Origin of the sequence: Aquabacterium sp., assembly GCF_044226965.1 — a bacterium.
GTDB lineage: Bacteria > Pseudomonadota > Gammaproteobacteria > Burkholderiales > Burkholderiaceae_C > Pseudaquabacterium.
This window is the reverse complement of the sequence record NZ_JBGAGA010000106.1, coordinates 1-15,733: the sequence shown is the minus strand read 5'-3', so window position 1 is coordinate 15,733 and position 15,733 is coordinate 1. Positions and strand designations below refer to the sequence as shown.

Genomic DNA, 15,733 nt, shown 5'->3' with positions numbered 1-15,733 from the left:
CTGCCCACCACCGTGGTCGTCGACCACATGGGCCGGCCGGACGTGAGCAAGCCGGTCGACGGGCCCGAGTTCGCGCTGTTCGAGCGCTTCATGCGCGAGCATCCGAACGTCTGGTCCAAGGTCAGCTGCCCCGAGCGACTGTCGGTGGCGGGACCGCCGGCCTTGAACGGCGAGCAGGCCGCCTACCGCGACGTGGTGCCCTTCGCGCGCCGCATCGTCGAGCAGTTCCCCGACCGCGTGCTGTGGGGCACCGACTGGCCGCACCCGAACCTGAAGGACCACATGCCCGACGACGGCCTGCTGGTCGACTTCATTCCGCACATCGCGGGGACGCCGGAGCTGCAGCGCAAGCTGCTGGTGGACAACCCGATGCGGCTGTACTGGCCTGAGGAGCAGCGCTGATCATGGCTCTGAACAAGCCCTACCTCGACGTGCCGGGCACGACGATCTTCGACGCCGAGCAGTCCCGCAAGGGCTACTGGCTCAACCAGTTCTGCATGAGCCTGATGAAGGCGGCGAACCGCGAGCGCTTCAAGGCCAACGAGCGGCTCTACCTCGACGAGTGGCCGATGACCGAGGAACAGAAGCAGGCCGTGCTGGCGCGTGACCTCAACCGCTGCATCGCCGCCGGCGGCAACATCTACTTCCTGGCCAAGATCGGTGCCACCGACGGCAAGAGCTTCCAGTACATGGCCGCCAGCATGACCGGCATGACGCAGGAAGAGTACGCGGCCATGATGCTGGCCGGCGGCCGTTCGCCCGAAGGCAACCGCTACATCGGAGAGAAGAAATAATGGCCAGGATCAGCGCCAGTGTCTACACCTCCCACGTGCCGGCGATCGGTGCCGCGCTCGACCTCGGCAAGAGCGCCGAGCCCTACTGGCAGCCGGTGTTCAAGGGCTACGAGTTCTCCAAGCAGTGGCTGAAGGAGAACAAGCCCGACGTGATCTTCCTCGTCTACAACGACCACGCCAGCGCGTTCAGCCTCGAGCTGATTCCCACCTTCGCGATCGGCTGTGCCGCCGAGTTCCAGCCCGCCGACGAGGGCTGGGGCCCGCGCCCGGTGCCCAAGGTGGTCGGGCATCCGGAACTGGCCGCGCACATTGCGCAGTCGGTGATCCAGGACGACTTCGACCTGACCATCGTCAACAAGATGGACGTCGACCATGGGCTCACCGTGCCGCTGAGCCTGATGTGCGGCCAGCCCGAGGCCTGGCCTTGCCCGGTGATTCCGTTCGCGGTGAACGTGGTGCAGTACCCGGTGCCCTCGGGCCGCCGCTGCTACAACCTGGGCAAGGCGATCCGCAAGGCCATCGAATCCTTCGACCAGGACCTGAACGTGCAGGTCTGGGGCACCGGCGGCATGAGCCACCAGCTGCAGGGCCCGCGCGCCGGGCTGATCAACAAGGAATTCGACAACCGCTTCCTCGATCGCCTGATCGCCGACCCGGCCGACCTGGCCACCCTGCCGCACATCGACTACGTGCGCGAGGCCGGCAGCGAAGGCATCGAGCTGGTGATGTGGCTGATCGCCCGCGGTGCGATGAACGATCGCCCGCCGAAGGTGCGCCACCGCTTCTACCACGTGCCCGCCAGCAACACGGCGGTCGGTCACCTGATCCTGGAGAACGTATGAGCAACAAGACCATCAAGGTGGCGCTGGCCGGTGCCGGTGCCTTCGGCATCAAGCACCTCGATGCGATCAAGCTGATCGATGGCGTCGAAGTCGTCTCGCTCCTCAGCCGCGAACTCGAGAAGACGCGGGAGGTGGCGGCGAAGTACGGCATCGGCCACGTCAGCACCGATCTGGCCGACAGCCTGGCCCTGAAGGAAGTGGATGCGGTGATCCTGTGCACGCCGACGCAGATGCATGCCCGGCAGGCCATCGCCTGCATGCAGGCCGGCAAGCATGTGCAGGTGGAGATTCCGCTGGCCGACAGCCGGGCGGACGCGCAGGCCGTGGTCGACCTGCAGAAGAAGACCGGCCTGGTGGCGATGTGCGGCCACACGCGGCGATTCAACCCCAGCCACCAGTGGGTGCGCCGGCGCATCGTGGCCGGCGAGTTCAACATCCAGCAGATGGATGTGCAGACGTATTTCTTCCGCCGCACCAACATGAACGCGCTGGGCCAGCCGCGCAGCTGGACCGACCACCTGCTGTGGCACCACGCGGCGCACACGGTGGACCTGTTCGCGTACCAGGCGCGCAGCCCGATCGTGAAGGCCAATGCCGTGCAGGGGCCGATCCACCCGACGCTGGGCATCGCGATGGACATGTCGATCCAGCTGAAGGCGGCCAACGGCGCGATCTGCACCCTCTCCTTGAGCTTCAACAACGAAGGGCCGCTGGGCACCTTCTTCCGCTACATCGGCGACACCGGCACGTACATTGCGCGTTATGACGATCTGGTCGACGGCAAGGACCAGAAGATCGATGTCTCGCAGGTCGACGTGTCGATGAACGGCATCGAGCTGCAGGACCGCGAGTTCTTCGCGGCCATCCGCGAAGGTCGCGAGCCGAACGCCAGCGTGGCCCAGGTGCTGCCGTGCTACGAGGTGCTGCACCAGCTGGAGCAGCAGCTGAACGCGGGTTGACGTCCATGCAGCAGCGTCGCCTCGGCCCGTTCAGCGTCTCGGCCATCGGCCTGGGCTGCATGAACCTGAGCCATGCGTATGGCGTGCCGCCCTCTGCCGAGCAGGGCGAGCGTCTGCTGCTGCAGGCGCTGGACGGCGGCGTGACGCTGTTCGACACCGCGGCGCTGTACGGCTTCGGTGCCAACGAAGAACTGGTCGGCCGGGTGCTGAAGCCGCACCGGTCGCGCATCACGCTGGCCAGCAAGGGTGGCATGGCCGGTGTCGCGTTTCCCGACGGCATCAAGCGCGTCATCGATGGCCGGCCCGAGGCGATCCGCCGCAACTGCGAAGACAGCCTGCGCCGCCTGGGCACCGAGGTCATCGACCTGTACTACCTGCACCGCTGGGACAAGCGGGTGCCGATCGAGGAGTCGGTCGGCGCGATGGCCGAACTGGTGCGCGAAGGCAAGGTGAGGGCGCTGGGCCTGTCGGAGGTGTCGGCATCCACCCTGCGGCGCGCGCATGCGGTGCATCCGATCGCGGCGCTGCAGACCGAGTATTCGCTGTGGACCCGCAATCCGGAGATCGCGGTGCTGGCGGCCTGCCGCGAGCTCGGCATCGCCTTCGTGGCCTTCAGCCCGCTGGCGCGCGCCTTCCTCACCGGCACCCTGCGCGACGTGAGCGCGTTCGATGCCAAGGACATCCGCCGCGCGATGCCGCGCTTTGCGCCGGACACCTACGCCACGAACCTGAAGCTGCTGGCGGACTACGGCGCCCTGGCGGCCGAGGCGGGCTGCAGCATGGCCCAGCTGGCGCTGGCCTGGCTGCTGGCGCGTGGCGAGCACGTGATCCCGATTCCCGGCACGACGCGCGCCGACCACCTGGCCGAAGACCTGGGCGCGGCCGCCGTGTCGCTAGCGCCCGAAGTGATCGGCCAGCTCGATGCGCTGATCAACCAGCACACGGTGGTCGGCGAACGCTACAACCCGGCCGGGCAGGCCGACGTGGACACCGAGCAGTTCACCCCTTGAGCCGCCCGCCAGGGGCTTGACGGCCCTATCCAGTTTATTGGACACTGATTCCATCTTGAGGGAATCGCGGTGTCCAGCACTTCCGACCTGAACCAGCGCATCGCCGCCCGCGTGCACGCGCTGCGCAGCGCGCAAGGCCTGTCGCTCGACGCGCTGGCCACGCGCTGCGGCGTCAGCCGCTCGATGATCTCGCTGATCGAGCGCGGCGAAAGCAGCCCCACCGCGGTGGTGCTCGAGCGCCTGGCCACCGGCCTGGGCGTGATGCTCGCGAGCCTGTTCGACGAAGCGCCGGCCGCCAGTGCCTCGCCGGTGGCGCGGCGGGCCGAGCAGCCCGAATGGACCGATCCGCAGTCCGGCTACGTGCGGCGCAACCTCTCGCCGCCGGGCTTTGCGTCGCCGATCCAGCTGGTCGAGGTGCGCTTTCCGCCGGGCGCCCGCGTGGCCTACGAAACCACGGCGCGGCAGAGCCCCACGCACCAGCAGGTGTGGGTGATCGACGGGGCGATGGACGTGCAGCTGGGCAGCGAAACCCACCGCCTGGCCGCCGGCGACTGCCTGGCCATGCAGCTGGACCAGCCGATCATCTTCAGCAACCCGCATCGGCAGGCCGCGCGCTACCTGGTCGCGATCACCGCCGAGGCCTCCGCCATCCCCACCGCACGCCGAGCCCCATGAGTAGCGACCTCCGCATCACCCGCCTCACCCGTGCCGACGACGAAGCCGCCCTGCAGCAGCTGACCGACGTGTTGCTCGACTGCGTCGAAGGCGGCGCCTCGGTGTCGTTCATGTGGCCGCTGCCGCGCGAACAGGCGCTGGACTTCTGGCGGCGCGTGGCCGCAGGGGCCGAAGCCGGCGAGCGCATCCTGCTGGTGGCGCGCGACGAGGCCGACCGCATCATCGGCACCGTGCAGGTGGTGCTGGCGCAGCCGGACAACCAGCCGCATCGGGCCGACATCGCGAAGATGCTGGTGCACGGCCGTGCGCGCCGGCGTGGCGTGGGCGAAGCCTTGATGCGCGCCGCCGAGGCCGCGGCGCTCCAGGCCGGCAAGACGCTGCTGGTGCTGGACACGGTGACCGGCAGCGACGCCTCGCGGCTGTACAGCCGGCTAGGCTGGTTGATGGCCGGTCACATTCCGGGTTATGCGCTGTGGCCGCGCGGTGGCTACTGCAGCACCACCTACTACTACAAGCCGCTGGAGGCGGGGGTCCCGGCGCTGGGTTAGCATCGGCGCCCGTTTGGCGTTCCAGGATTCCTTGCCGTGCCCTTCAGTCAAAGCAGCCAGATCAGCACCATCGTCGGCTGCGTCGAGGCCCTGCGGCCGCAATCGGTGCTCGACGTCGGCGTCGGCATGGGCCAGTATGGCTTCCTGCTGCGCACCAACCTCGAGCACATCCACCTGTTCGAGGTGAACGGCCGCGACGCGCGGCAGACGCCGCGCGAACACTGGCGCGTGCGCATCGACGGCATCGAGGGCTATGGCGGCTACCTGACGCCGGTGCACCAGTGGGCCTACAACGAGGTGCGTGTCGGCGACGCGTTGCAACTGCTGCCGACCATTGCCGACGGCGCCTACGAACTCGTGATGGCGATCGACATCCTCGAGCACTTCGACAAGGCCGACGGCCTGCGCTTCCTGCAGCAGTGCCGGCGCATCGCGCGGCGCATGGCGCTGGTCAGCACGCCGAAGGACTTCGTCGAGCAGCATGTCGAGGCCAATCCCTTCGAGGACCACCGTTCGGTGTGGTCACGCGAAGACCTCGCGGCACAAGGCTACGGCCGCGTGCTGCCGAATGGCGAGAGCTGGATCGCCGCCTGGGAAGCGCCGGCCGCATGACGCGCCACGCACCCAGCAAAAAGCCGGCGCGAGGCCGGCTTTTTGCTGGGTGACAGGGCAGGGCCCTCAGGCCTTCGCAGGGCCGCCCGCCTCGGCCTCCTTGCAACTCGGCGAGCAGACGAACTGCGCCTTGCCGAGCAGGCGGCGCGACTTCAGCGCGCTGCGGGGCCGGTGCTTGCCACAGAGAAAGCAGGACATCGTGGCGGCACCGAAGGCACCGGCCGCCGTGAAAGGCGAGCCAGGCGCCTTGCTGCGGTAGCGCAGGCCGTCGGAATCGATGGAGGTCTTGGTGTCGGCTTTGGACATTGGGGGCCTGAGGTGGTGGGGCGGCTTGATCGAGGCGGGGCTGCCTCGAGAGACGGCAAGTAACGACCCAGCGAACATTATGCCATGCCGCTCCAAATTTGACATAACAGAGCGGGCTTGCCTGGTCGCCCGATATCCGGCCGGCGCATATCGATAGGCGGATCGCTTTGTTCTCGCGCGCGGGCCCGCTGCCTAGCATCGGTGCTCGTTTTCGCTGCCGAGTTCCCGCTCCCGCCATGTCCGCTTCCCACACTTTCGGTTCTGCCCGCCGGCTGCTGCTGGCACTGTCCATCGGCGCGTCGGCGTTGGCCGCCCAGGCCAAGGAGATCACGCTGCTCAACGTGTCCTACGACCCGACGCGTGAGCTGTACGCCGACTTCAACAAGGCCTTCGCGAAGTACTGGCAGGGCAAGACCGGGGACACCGTCACGATCAAGCAGTCGCACGGCGGCTCGGGCAAGCAGGCGCGCTCGGTGATCGACGGGCTGGAAGCCGATGTGGTGACGCTGGCGCTGGCCTACGACATCGACGAGATTGCCGAGAAGGGCAGGCTGATCCCGGCCGACTGGCAGAAGCGCCTGAAGCACAACAGCGCGCCCTACACCTCGACCATCGTGTTCCTGGTGCGCAAAGGCAATCCGAAGGGCATCAAGGACTGGGACGACCTGGCCAAGCCCGGCGTCAGCGTGATCACGCCGAACCCCAAGACCTCCGGCGGCGCGCGCTGGAACTACCTGGCGGCCTGGGGCTATGCGCTGAAGAAGTACGGCAGCGAGGCCAAGGCGCAGGAATTCGTCGGCAGGGTGCTGGCAAACGTGCCGGTGCTCGACAGCGGCGCGCGCGGCGCGACCACCACCTTCGTCGAGCGCGGCCTGGGCGACGTGCTGCTGGCCTGGGAGAACGAGGCGCTGCTGGCGCTGAAGGAACTCGGTCCGGACAAGGTCGATGTCGTCGCCCCTTCGCTGTCGATCCTGGCCGAGCCGCCGGTGGCGGTGGTCGACAAGGTGGTCGACAAGCGCGGCACCCGCGCGGTGGCACAGGCCTATCTCGACTACCTGTACTCGCCGGAAGGCCAGAACCTCGCCGGCGAGCACTACTATCGTCCAATTGACGCGGCCGCGGCAGCCAGGTACGCGAAGCAGTTCCCCAAGCTGACGCTGTTCACGATCGACGAGGTGTTCGGCGGCTGGGCCAAGGCGCAGAAGACCCACTTCGCCGATGGCGGCAGCTTCGACAAGATCTACACCCGGCGCTAGCCCCGTGCTGTTCACCCGCACCCTGCTCAAGCGCCACAGCGTGCTGCCGGGCTTCGACCTGGCGCTCGGCTTCACGCTGCTGTACCTGAGCTTCATCGTCCTGATCCCGCTGTTCGCCGCCTTCCTGAAGACGGCGACGATGACCTGGCCGGCCTTCTGGGACACCGTGAGCTCGCCGCGCGTGCTGGCCTCGTACCGTCTGACCTTTGGCGCCTCGTTCGCCGCGGCCGTGCTGAACGCCGGTTTCGGCCTGGTCGTCGCGTGGGTGCTGGTGCGCTACCGCTTCCCGTTCAAGCGCATCGTCGACGCGCTGGTCGACCTGCCGTTCGCGCTGCCCACCGCGGTGGCCGGCATCGCGCTGACCGCGCTGTATGCGCAGAACGGCTGGATCGGCCGCTGGCTGCCGTTCAAGGTCAGCTTCACGCCGCTGGGCGTCTTCGTCGCGCTCACCTTCATCGGCCTGCCCTTCGTCGTGCGCACGCTGCAACCGGTGCTCGAAGATCTGCAGCGCGAAACCGAGGAGGCCGCCGCGACGCTGGGCGCCAGCCGCTGGCAGACCTTTCGCCACGTGATCCTGCCGACACTGACGCCCGCGTTGCTGACAGGCTTCGCGCTGGCCTTCGCCCGCGCGCTGGGCGAATACGGCTCGGTGATCTTCATCGCCGGCAACATGCCGATGGTCAGCGAGATCACGCCGCTGCTGATCATCACCAAGCTCGAGCAGTACGACTACGCCGGCGCCACCGCGATCGCGGTGGTGATGCTGGTGGCGGCCTTCGTGCTGCTGCTGGCGATCAACGGCCTGCAGGCCTGGGCCCGCGCGCGGCAGGGACGCTAGACCATGAGCACGCCCGCCTCCGCCTTGCCGTGCGCCGGCAGCGCGACGCCCGCATCGGGCGTGAGCGTCGCCCGCCCCGGCGTCGCGCCGCGCAGCATCCGCGCCGCCACCGAGGAGCCGGCCTGGATGCGCCGGCTGCTCATCGTCCTGGCGCTGGCCTTCCTGACCTTCTTCCTGTTCGTGCCGCTGGCCATCGTGTTCTTCGAGGCCTTCAAGAAGGGCTGGGCTGTCTACCTGGCGGCCATCGTCGAGCCCGACGCGCTGGCCGCGATCCGCCTCACGCTCATCGCCGCGCTGGTGTCGGTGCCGATGAACCTGGTGTTCGGCGTGGCGGCGGCCTGGTGCATTGCCAAGTTCGAGTTCAGCGGCAAGAGCCTGCTGCTGACGCTGATCGACCTGCCGTTCTCGGTGAGCCCAGTGATCTCGGGCCTGGTCTATGTGCTGATCTTCGGGCTGCAGGGCTGGCTCGGCGAGTGGCTGCGCGACCACGACCTGAAGGTGATCTTCGCGGTGCCCGGCATCGTGCTGGCCACCGTGTTCGTCACCTTCCCGTTCGTGGCGCGCGAGCTGATTCCGCTGATGCAGGCCCAGGGCACCGAGCAGGAAGAGGCGGCCCGCGTGCTGGGCGCCAATGGCTGGCAGATCTTCTGGCGCGTCACGCTGCCGAACATCAAGTGGGCGCTGCTGTACGGCGTGATCCTGTGCAATGCGCGGGCGATGGGCGAATTCGGCGCGGTCAGCGTGGTGTCGGGCCACATCCGCGGTTCGACCAACACGATGCCGCTGCACATCGAGATTCTCTACAACGAATACCAGTTCGCCGCGGCTTTCGCGGTGGCCTCGCTGCTGGCGCTGCTGGCGCTGGTGACGCTGGTGCTGAAGTACCTGGTCGAGCAACGGGTGAAGGCCGTGAAGAAGGTGGCCGCCGAACGCGGCGGCGAGTGAGGAAAGAAGGTCATGAGCATCGAAGTCCGCAACCTGAACAAGCGCTTTGGCAAGACCGTCGTCTGCGATAACCTGAACCTGGACATCCCGGCCGGCGAACTGGTGGCGCTGCTGGGGCCGTCGGGCTCGGGCAAGACCACGCTGCTGCGCATCATCGCCGGCCTGGAAGTGCCGGACTCGGGCACCGTGCTGTTCCACGGCGCGGACGCCACCTTTGCCGACGTGCGCGAACGCCAGGTCGGCTTCGTGTTCCAGCACTACGCGCTGTTCGCGCACATGACGATCTTCGAGAACGTTGCGTTCGGGCTGCGTGTGCGGCCGAAGGCCACCCGCCCGCCGGAGGCCGAGATCAACCGCAAGGTGACCGAGCTGCTGACGCTGGTGCAACTCGACTGGATCGCCGGCCGCTACCCGCACCAGCTCTCGGGCGGCCAGCGCCAGCGCATCGCGCTCGCGCGGGCGCTGGCGGTCGAGCCCAAGGTGCTGCTGCTCGACGAGCCGTTTGGTGCGCTCGACGCCAAGGTGCGCCAGGAGCTGCGCCGCTGGCTGCGCCGGCTGCACGACGAGATGCATGTGACCAGCGTCTTCGTCACGCACGACCAGGAAGAGGCGATGGAGGTGGCCGACCGCATCGTCGTGATGAACGAGGGCCGCATCGAGCAGGTGGGTTCGCCCGACGAGGTCTACGACCAGCCGGCCACGCCTTTCGTGCTGCAGTTTCTGGGTGACGTGAACCTGTTCCACGGCCGCTTTGGCGGCAGCGGCCCGGTGGCCGGGGTGGATGTGAGTTATGTCCGGCCGCACGAGCTGGAGCTGATGGCGCAGGCCGAGCCCGGCTCGATCGCGGTCACGCTGTCTCAGGCGCTGACCGTCGGCCCGAACACCCGGCTGGAGTTCAAGCGCAATGACGACGGCGGCTATGTCGATGTCGAGCTGCCGCGCAGCGAATTCACCGTGCTGCGCGAGCGACTGGCGCTGAAGCCTGGCGCGCCGGTGCACCTGCGGCCGCGCCGCGTGCGCCGCTTTGCCGAGGTGCCGGTCGACCCGGCCGCGATGATCTGATCGCGATGATCTGATCCGTCGGCGAAGCATTCGCTGCTGCGCAGCCTGCGTCTCTCGCGGGCTGCTCGGCAGCCTTGGCCGTGGGTGCTCCAACGGTTCTCGTGGCGCGCCGACAGCCTGTAGTCCGCGGCTGACCCGGCTTCGCGCCGACGTCCGATACGCCCGGCCCCGGGGCCTGCCTAAAGTTTGATCCATCGCGGCAGACGCTCACTTCGGCGTCCAGCGGCTGCGAGATCGACAACCCCGGAAGGAGTGCACATGCGCCATCACGCCACGTTGACCCGCCCCATGCGTGGGACCCCGTGGGCAGCCGTCGGGCTGCTTGCGCTGTTGACCGCCTGCGCCAGCGAGCCGCCGCCACGCGCCCAGCTGGCCGTCGGCCAGGCCGCCGTCGAGCGTGCCACCGGACCGGCCGCCGCCGAGGCGCCGGCCGAGCTGGCGATGGCGCGCGACAAGATCAGCCGCGCCAACGTGGCCTTCGCGAACAAGGACTACGCGCTGGCTCGCCAGCTCGCGGCCGAGGCCGATGCCGACGCCACGCTGGCCGAAGCGCAGGCGCGATCGGTTCGCTCGGACCGCGCGCTGGCTGCGGTGCGCGACAGCATCCGCCAGCTGCGCCTGGAGATGGCCCGCCAGTAAGGCGACGGCCCAGCCTCGTCACGACGATCACACCCAGGAGTTCGACCATGAAGCCCACCCTTGCCGCCACCAGCCTGGCCGCCGTACTGGCCCTCGGGGCCTGTTCCAGCGTACCGCCGACACCACCGGCCCTGCTGGAGGCCCGTGCCGCGGTGCAGACCGCCGAGAGCGACGCCGACGTGCTGGCCAAGGCGCCGGTTGAATTGCGCAAGGCCACCGAATCGCTGAACCGCGCGAACATGCTGCAGGCCAAGGGCGAATCGCTCGCCGAGGTGAGCAGTGCCGCTCACATTGCGCAGCAGCAGGCTCGCACGGCGATGGCCATTGCACAGGCCGCGCGCAACGAAGACGCCATTCGCGGCGCCGAGGCCGAGCGCGAGCGCGCCCGCGCCGACGTGCGCACGCTGGAAGCGCAACGGGCGCAGGTGCAGGCCCGGGTGGCGCAGCAGAAGGCGGCGGCGGCCGAGGCCCGCGCCAGCGGCGCGGAGCAGCAGGCCGCCAGCGCCCAGGCGCAGGCCAGCGAGGCCCAGGCCCAGGCCAACGAAGCCCAGGTGCGGGCGGCCGCGCTGAAGCAGCAGCTGGCCGAGCTGCAGGCCCAGCAGACCGAGCGCGGCACCCTGGTGACCCTGGGCGACCTGCTGTTCGAGTTCAATCGCGCCGAGATCAAGCCCGCTGCGCAGGGCGAACTGGCCAAGCTGGCCGAGTTCCTGAAGGCCTACCCGGATCGCCGCGTGCTGATCGAAGGCCATACCGACAGCATCGGCTCGGACGCCTACAACGAGCAGCTCTCGCGTCGCCGCGCCGAGGCCGTGGCCACCGCGCTCGAACGCATGGGCGTGGCGGCGCCCCGCGTCACCGTCATCGGCTATGGCAAGCAGTACCCGGTGGCCGACAACTCGACCGACACCAACCGCGCGATGAACCGCCGCGTCGAGGTGTACCTGTCGAACAACAACCAGCCGGTGCGCCCGCGCGGTTGACCTTCCCTGCGCCGCCCGTGTCCTCACGCCAGGAGTCGACGATGATGAAGCGAACGATGTCCCTGTCCATCCTGTGCGGCGCCGCGTCGCTGCTGCTGACGCTGGCGATGCCGGCGCGGGCGCTCGGTGTCTGCAGTGCGCCGCCGATGCCGGAGTCGCGCTCGACGGCCTTCGCGTCCACGCTGTTCCGGCCGGGGGCCGCCGATCTTTCCCCGGCGGGTCGCGCGCGCATCGGTCAGTTCGTGCAGGGCCTGGCGCCGGCAACGCTGGAGGCCGTGGTCATCAGCGTGCCGGCCCCGGCCGGCGCCGGCGAAGCCGCGGCGCAGGCGCTGGCCCGGCTGCGGGCCAACGCGGTGCGGATGGAGCTGGTGGCCGAAGGCGTGCCGCGCGAGAGCATCTACCTCGAGCAGCGCGAGTCCCGCGTGCCGGCCGCCGTCGCGCTGGCGGCGCCGCTGACGATCGAGACCGTCGGCGCCTGGCCGCGCCAGGCCGCGCTGCACCGTGGCTGGCGCTGCATGGCCTGACGGCCCGGTCTTCGGCCGGCGCTTGTAGGGCGTCCCCTACACGGCCCCAGCCGTCACCCTGATGCCGGCGGCACCCCCGTCGGCCGACAATGGGCACCTGTCCATGAAGCCGCTGGAGGGCGTGCCCCATGCTGATCATCCGCCTCGGTCTGTTCGACGACCATGACATCGTGCGCGCCGGCTTCCGCTACATCCTGGAAGGCAGCAGCGACATCCAGATCGTGGCCGAGGGCGCCACCGGCCGCGCCGCGCTCGACGCGGTGCGCAAGACGCCGATGGACGTGTGCGTGATCGACCTCTCGCTGCCCGACCTCTCGGGCATCGACGTGCTGCGCCAGGTGCGCGCTTCGACGCCGGAAACGGCCATCCTGATCCTCAGCGCCTATCCCGAAGACCAGTACGGCCTGAACGTGCTGAAGGCCGGCGCCAGCGGCTTCCTCAGCAAGGAGCTCGCCACCGACCAGCTGGTGCAGGCGGTGCGCACCGTGGCCGCCGGCCGCCGCTACGTCAGCCCGACGCTGGCCGAGCTGCTGGCCGCGGGCCTGACCGAAGACATCGAGCAGCCGGCGCACCTGCGCCTGTCCGAGCGTGAGTTCCAGATCTTCTCGAAGCTGGCCGTGGGCCGCAGCGTGACCGAGATCGCCAACGAGCTCAGCCTCAGCAGCAAGACCGTCAGCACCTACCGTGCGCGCTTGCTCGAGAAGATGAACTTCAAGACCAACGCCGACCTCACCCAGTACGCGGTGCGCAAGAACCTGGTGCAGTGAGGCCGGCGCGGATGCGGTGCGGATGATGTCGATCGCGGTGGAAGCTTCGACCTCTTCTTCTTCGTCGTCGGCCGCGGCCTTGCGCGTGCTGATCGTCGAGGACCTGCCGCGGGTGCAGGCGGCCTTGCGCGAGCTGATCGACGAGCCCGGCCGCCTGGAAGTGGCCGGCGTGGCCGACACCGAGTCCCAGGCCATTGCCGACTACCAGGCGCTGCAGCCCGATGCGGTGGTGATCGACCTCAGCCTGCGGCAGGGCACCGGCCTGGGCGTGATCACGGCGCTGCGCCGCAGCGAGGCAGCCACTGGGCGCCGGCCGTTGCTGATCGTGCTGACGAACCACGCGTTTCCGGTGCTGGAGACGGCCTGCCGCAATGCCGGCGCCGACCACTTCCTCGACAAGAGCCGCGACTTCCGCCAGGTGCGCGCCCTGCTGGAACAGGCGCGCGGCGCCTGAGCGCAGCGATTCGCTAGCGCCTAATTGCTGCGGCCACCGTCGGCCATCGGGAAGAAGGCCTCGATCGTCGTGCCCGCGCCGGGCGCGGTGCGCAGGTCGAAGCGGCCGCCCAGTGCCCGCGCACGCTGCCGCATGCCGGCGATGCCGTGCGACAGGTGGTTGGCGCGGAAGTCCTGGATGCCGATGCCGTCGTCCTGCAGGCGCAGGCGGTAGCCGCCTTCCACCCGCTCGACGGCCACGTCGATGCTGGTGGCCTTGGCGTACTTGATGCAGTTGTTCAGGCCTTCCTGCACCAGGCGGTAGATCGCGATGGCCATCTCCGGTGGCACCACCGCGGTGTCGTCCGGCGTGCGCAGCGTGCACTTCAGGTTGGCCTTGCGGCAGGTGTCGCGCACGTACCAGTCCAGCGCCGCACCGAGGCCGAGGTGATCGAGCAGCGAAGGGCGCAGGTTCTCGACCACGCGCCGCTTCATGTCCACTGCCTCGTCCAGCACCTTGGCCAGGCGCTGCAGGCGCGGCACCACCTCGGGGTCGGTGGCCTTGCTGTGGCCCTCGAGCCAGCCGATGTCGATCTTGGCGGAGGTCAGGATGCCGCCGAGCTCGTCGTGCAGGTCGCGTGCCAGGCGCGCCTTCTCGCGCTCGCTGCTGCTCTGCAGGTAGGTGGACAGCGCGGAGAGTTCCTCGGTGCGCTCGTTCACCGCCTGCTCCAGCAGCCCGGCCTGGCGTTCCAGCTCGGCGCGATGCTCTTCGCGCAGCGTGAACTGGCGGATCATCATGTTGGCCAGCAGCGCCAGGAAGCCGAGGTTGATCAGCACCACGATGCCGACGCCGAAGCGCTGCTGCAGCAGCGATGCCGAGATGGCTTCCTGCTTGGCCTGCAGCGCGGTGAGTTGCTGCGTCTCGAAGGCATCGCAACGCGCCACCAGGTCTTCCATCAGCTGGATGCCGAAGCCACCCTTGAGCACCGCCATCGCCAGGTCGAGCCGGCCCTGCTCGGCCTGCGCGACGGTGACGCGGATCTCGTCGAGCTTGCGATTGCCCAGCGCGACGATGTCCACGCTGCGCTGCAGCGTGCCGCGGTCGCTCAGGCTCGAGGCCTGGAGGCTGACAGCCGCCTTTTCGGCCCGTGCGGCCGCATCCTTGAAGGGTTGCAGGTAGCGCTGCTCCTGCGTCAGCAGGTAGCCGCGCTGCGCCGATTCGGCCTGGATCAGCGCCTGCCGCAGCTCGCTGACATGGGTGGCGCGCTCGCGCAGCTCGACGGCCGCGCTGCGCGCTTCGTTGACGCGGCCGGCCGCCAGTTCGGACACCGCCAGCACGATCACCGACACCACCGCTGTCATCACCAGCGCCAGCAGCACCTGCGGCGGCGCGGCAAGGAACCAGCGGATGCGGTGGGTGTTCGGTGTCGTCAAGGTCGTGCGGCGGCGGGCGGGCTGGAGTGGCTGATTGTGGGGCCAGCCCGATCCCCGGGTCGCGTCAGCCGTTGTCCGTCTTCAGGCGGATGTCGTTCTTGACGCTCTTCACGCCCTTCACCGCACTGGCCAGTTCCTCGGCGCGGCGGCGCTCGTCGCCGCTGTTGGCAAAGCCGCTGAGCTGGACGTTGCCCTTGAAGGTCTCGACCTGGATGTTCAGCGCGCTGACGGCCTTGTCATCGACGAAGGCGTCCACCGTCTCGCCGAGGCTGGCCTGGGTGGGTGTGCTGGAACAGGCGCTGCTGAGCAGCGCGCAACCGAGTGCCGCGGAGAGCGTGGCCAGGAAGGCCAGGCGGTGCAGGGGGTGGGTCATGGTGCCTCCGGGACGTGCCTTCACTGGTTCACGACCAGCTGGTTGTCGACATGGGTCACGCCCTTGACGGCGGCGGCCAGCTGCGTCGCGCGCTCGCGCGCCGCGTTGTCGGGCGCGGTGCCGCGCAAGGACACCTCGCCGTGGCTGGTGTCCACGTTGATGCGCATCGCGCTCAGCGAGGCGTCCTTGGCCAGCTCGGCGTTCACGCCGGCGGTGATGGCCGCGTCGTTCATCTCCTGCTTGACCTCGGACTTGGTCTCGGCCGCCTTCTGCTGGGCGTCGGCGATCACCGAGTCCATCTTCTGGCCGACGGTGCGGCCGTCGTCGGCCTTGTTGCACGCGGCCATCGACACTGCGGCGATCAGGGCGCCCAGCAGCGGCGCCATCAGGTGCGTGTTACGGGCATTCATGGCACTGCCTTTCGAAGGTGAGGAAGGGATGCCGAGAGATTAGGATGCGCCCGCAGCCCGACCTATCGGCGGGCAACGGGTTCGCATGTGGGATGTGCCTGACACGCGGCCCCCGTTACAAAGGATCGCCATGCCCATTTCCAAGCCCCTGTTCGTCCTCGGCGTCTCGTTGCTGGCGCTGCTGGGCGCGCCGGCCGGCGCCGAGCAGATCGGCGAGGTCAGCACCGCCTTCATCCTGATCGGGCCGAACCACAAGATCGTGGTCGAGGCCTACGACGATCCGCGCGTGTCCGGCGTCACCTGCCATGTGTCGCGCGCCAAGACCGG

Annotated in this window: 22 protein-coding genes; 18 read left to right on the top strand and 4 right to left on the bottom strand. The window is 69.0% G+C overall.

Annotated elements, in window-relative coordinates; genetic code table 11:
* From ACILR4_RS27780 to ACILR4_RS27745, 8 genes are all read left to right on the top strand, one after another.
* Window positions 1-402, top strand: a 402-nt coding sequence (locus ACILR4_RS27780; protein ID WP_395704139.1) for an amidohydrolase family protein, incomplete at its 5' end; no start/stop codon positions are given.
* Window positions 403-404: 2 nt separating this feature from the next.
* Window positions 405-794, top strand: coding sequence for a protocatechuate 4,5-dioxygenase subunit alpha (ligA, locus tag ACILR4_RS27775; RefSeq protein ID WP_395704138.1), 390 nt, complete (start codon window positions 405-407; stop codon window positions 792-794).
* On the top strand, window positions 794-1,636 hold the full coding sequence (locus ACILR4_RS27770) for a class III extradiol dioxygenase subunit beta (RefSeq protein WP_395704137.1): 843 nt from the start codon (window positions 794-796) through the stop codon (window positions 1,634-1,636). Before ligA ends, ACILR4_RS27770 begins: the two co-directional genes overlap by 1 nt.
* Window positions 1,633-2,595, top strand: coding sequence for a Gfo/Idh/MocA family oxidoreductase (locus ACILR4_RS27765; protein ID WP_395704136.1), 963 nt, complete (start codon window positions 1,633-1,635; stop codon window positions 2,593-2,595). Before ACILR4_RS27770 ends, ACILR4_RS27765 begins: the two co-directional genes overlap by 4 nt.
* A 5-nt stretch (window positions 2,596-2,600) precedes the next feature.
* The gene (locus ACILR4_RS27760; protein ID WP_395704135.1) at window positions 2,601-3,605 is read left to right on the top strand and encodes an aldo/keto reductase; all 1,005 of its coding nucleotides are present in this window, start codon (window positions 2,601-2,603) and stop codon (window positions 3,603-3,605) included.
* A 69-nt stretch (window positions 3,606-3,674) separates the two neighbouring features.
* The gene (locus ACILR4_RS27755) at window positions 3,675-4,280 is read left to right on the top strand and encodes a helix-turn-helix domain-containing protein (RefSeq protein ID WP_395704134.1); all 606 of its coding nucleotides are present in this window, start codon (window positions 3,675-3,677) and stop codon (window positions 4,278-4,280) included.
* A complete protein-coding gene (locus tag ACILR4_RS27750; RefSeq protein WP_395704133.1) occupies window positions 4,277-4,828 on the top strand; it encodes a GNAT family N-acetyltransferase in 552 nt (183 codons plus the stop codon). Before ACILR4_RS27755 ends, ACILR4_RS27750 begins: the two co-directional genes overlap by 4 nt.
* A gap of 36 nt (window positions 4,829-4,864) precedes the next feature.
* Window positions 4,865-5,440: a hypothetical protein gene (locus ACILR4_RS27745; protein ID WP_395704132.1), complete on the top strand. Its 576-nt coding sequence runs from the start codon at window positions 4,865-4,867 to the stop codon at window positions 5,438-5,440.
* A 66-nt stretch (window positions 5,441-5,506) separates the two neighbouring features.
* Here the strand turns inward: ACILR4_RS27745 and ACILR4_RS27740 are convergent, their stop codons facing one another.
* Window positions 5,507-5,746: a hypothetical protein gene (locus ACILR4_RS27740; protein ID WP_395704131.1), complete on the bottom strand. Its 240-nt coding sequence runs from the start codon at window positions 5,744-5,746 to the stop codon at window positions 5,507-5,509.
* Window positions 5,747-5,982: 236 nt separating this feature from the next.
* Between ACILR4_RS27740 and ACILR4_RS27735 the strand changes: the two genes are divergently transcribed.
* The 9 genes from ACILR4_RS27735 to ACILR4_RS27695 all read left to right on the top strand — a co-directional run bounded on the left by ACILR4_RS27735 (window position 5,983) and on the right by ACILR4_RS27695 (window position 13,211).
* Window positions 5,983-7,002, top strand: a complete 1,020-nt coding sequence (locus tag ACILR4_RS27735; protein ID WP_395704130.1) for a sulfate ABC transporter substrate-binding protein — start codon at window positions 5,983-5,985, stop codon at window positions 7,000-7,002.
* Window positions 7,003-7,006: 4 nt separating this feature from the next.
* Complete coding sequence (gene cysT, locus ACILR4_RS27730; protein ID WP_395704129.1) at window positions 7,007-7,840, top strand: sulfate ABC transporter permease subunit CysT; 834 nt, start codon at window positions 7,007-7,009, stop codon at window positions 7,838-7,840.
* A gap of 126 nt (window positions 7,841-7,966) precedes the next feature.
* Complete coding sequence (cysW, locus tag ACILR4_RS27725) at window positions 7,967-8,785, top strand: sulfate ABC transporter permease subunit CysW (RefSeq protein ID WP_395704141.1); 819 nt, start codon at window positions 7,967-7,969, stop codon at window positions 8,783-8,785.
* Window positions 8,786-8,797: 12 nt separating this feature from the next.
* On the top strand, window positions 8,798-9,847 hold the full coding sequence (locus ACILR4_RS27720; protein ID WP_395704128.1) for a sulfate/molybdate ABC transporter ATP-binding protein: 1,050 nt from the start codon (window positions 8,798-8,800) through the stop codon (window positions 9,845-9,847).
* A 288-nt stretch (window positions 9,848-10,135) separates the two neighbouring features.
* The gene (locus tag ACILR4_RS27715) at window positions 10,136-10,486 is read left to right on the top strand and encodes a DUF4398 domain-containing protein (protein ID WP_395704127.1); all 351 of its coding nucleotides are present in this window, start codon (window positions 10,136-10,138) and stop codon (window positions 10,484-10,486) included.
* A gap of 47 nt (window positions 10,487-10,533) precedes the next feature.
* Window positions 10,534-11,466: an OmpA family protein gene (locus ACILR4_RS27710; RefSeq protein WP_395704126.1), complete on the top strand. Its 933-nt coding sequence runs from the start codon at window positions 10,534-10,536 to the stop codon at window positions 11,464-11,466.
* Window positions 11,467-11,522: 56 nt separating this feature from the next.
* Complete coding sequence (locus tag ACILR4_RS27705; protein ID WP_395704125.1) at window positions 11,523-11,990, top strand: OmpA family protein; 468 nt, start codon at window positions 11,523-11,525, stop codon at window positions 11,988-11,990.
* A 134-nt stretch (window positions 11,991-12,124) separates the two neighbouring features.
* Window positions 12,125-12,757: a response regulator gene (locus ACILR4_RS27700; RefSeq protein ID WP_395704140.1), complete on the top strand. Its 633-nt coding sequence runs from the start codon at window positions 12,125-12,127 to the stop codon at window positions 12,755-12,757.
* A gap of 22 nt (window positions 12,758-12,779) precedes the next feature.
* Entirely contained in the window at window positions 12,780-13,211 is a 432-nt protein-coding gene (locus ACILR4_RS27695) for a response regulator (protein WP_395704124.1), read from the top strand.
* Window positions 13,212-13,231: 20 nt separating this feature from the next.
* Here the strand turns inward: ACILR4_RS27695 and ACILR4_RS27690 are convergent, their stop codons facing one another.
* From ACILR4_RS27690 to ACILR4_RS27680, 3 genes are all read right to left on the bottom strand, one after another.
* The gene (locus ACILR4_RS27690; RefSeq protein ID WP_395704123.1) at window positions 13,232-14,623 is read right to left on the bottom strand and encodes a CHASE3 domain-containing protein; all 1,392 of its coding nucleotides are present in this window, start codon (window positions 14,621-14,623) and stop codon (window positions 13,232-13,234) included.
* Window positions 14,624-14,687: 64 nt separating this feature from the next.
* A complete protein-coding gene (locus ACILR4_RS27685; RefSeq protein WP_395704122.1) occupies window positions 14,688-14,996 on the bottom strand; it encodes a BON domain-containing protein in 309 nt (102 codons plus the stop codon).
* Window positions 14,997-15,016: 20 nt separating this feature from the next.
* Window positions 15,017-15,406 (bottom strand): BON domain-containing protein, encoded by a 390-nt coding sequence (locus ACILR4_RS27680; RefSeq protein ID WP_395704121.1) that lies wholly within the window; start codon window positions 15,404-15,406, stop codon window positions 15,017-15,019.
* Between the two features lie 130 nt (window positions 15,407-15,536).
* On the opposite strand from ACILR4_RS27680, the gene ACILR4_RS27675 reads away from it, so the two are divergent.
* A partial coding sequence (locus ACILR4_RS27675) for a CreA family protein (RefSeq protein WP_395704120.1) occupies window positions 15,537-15,733 on the top strand: 197 nt, incomplete at its 3' end.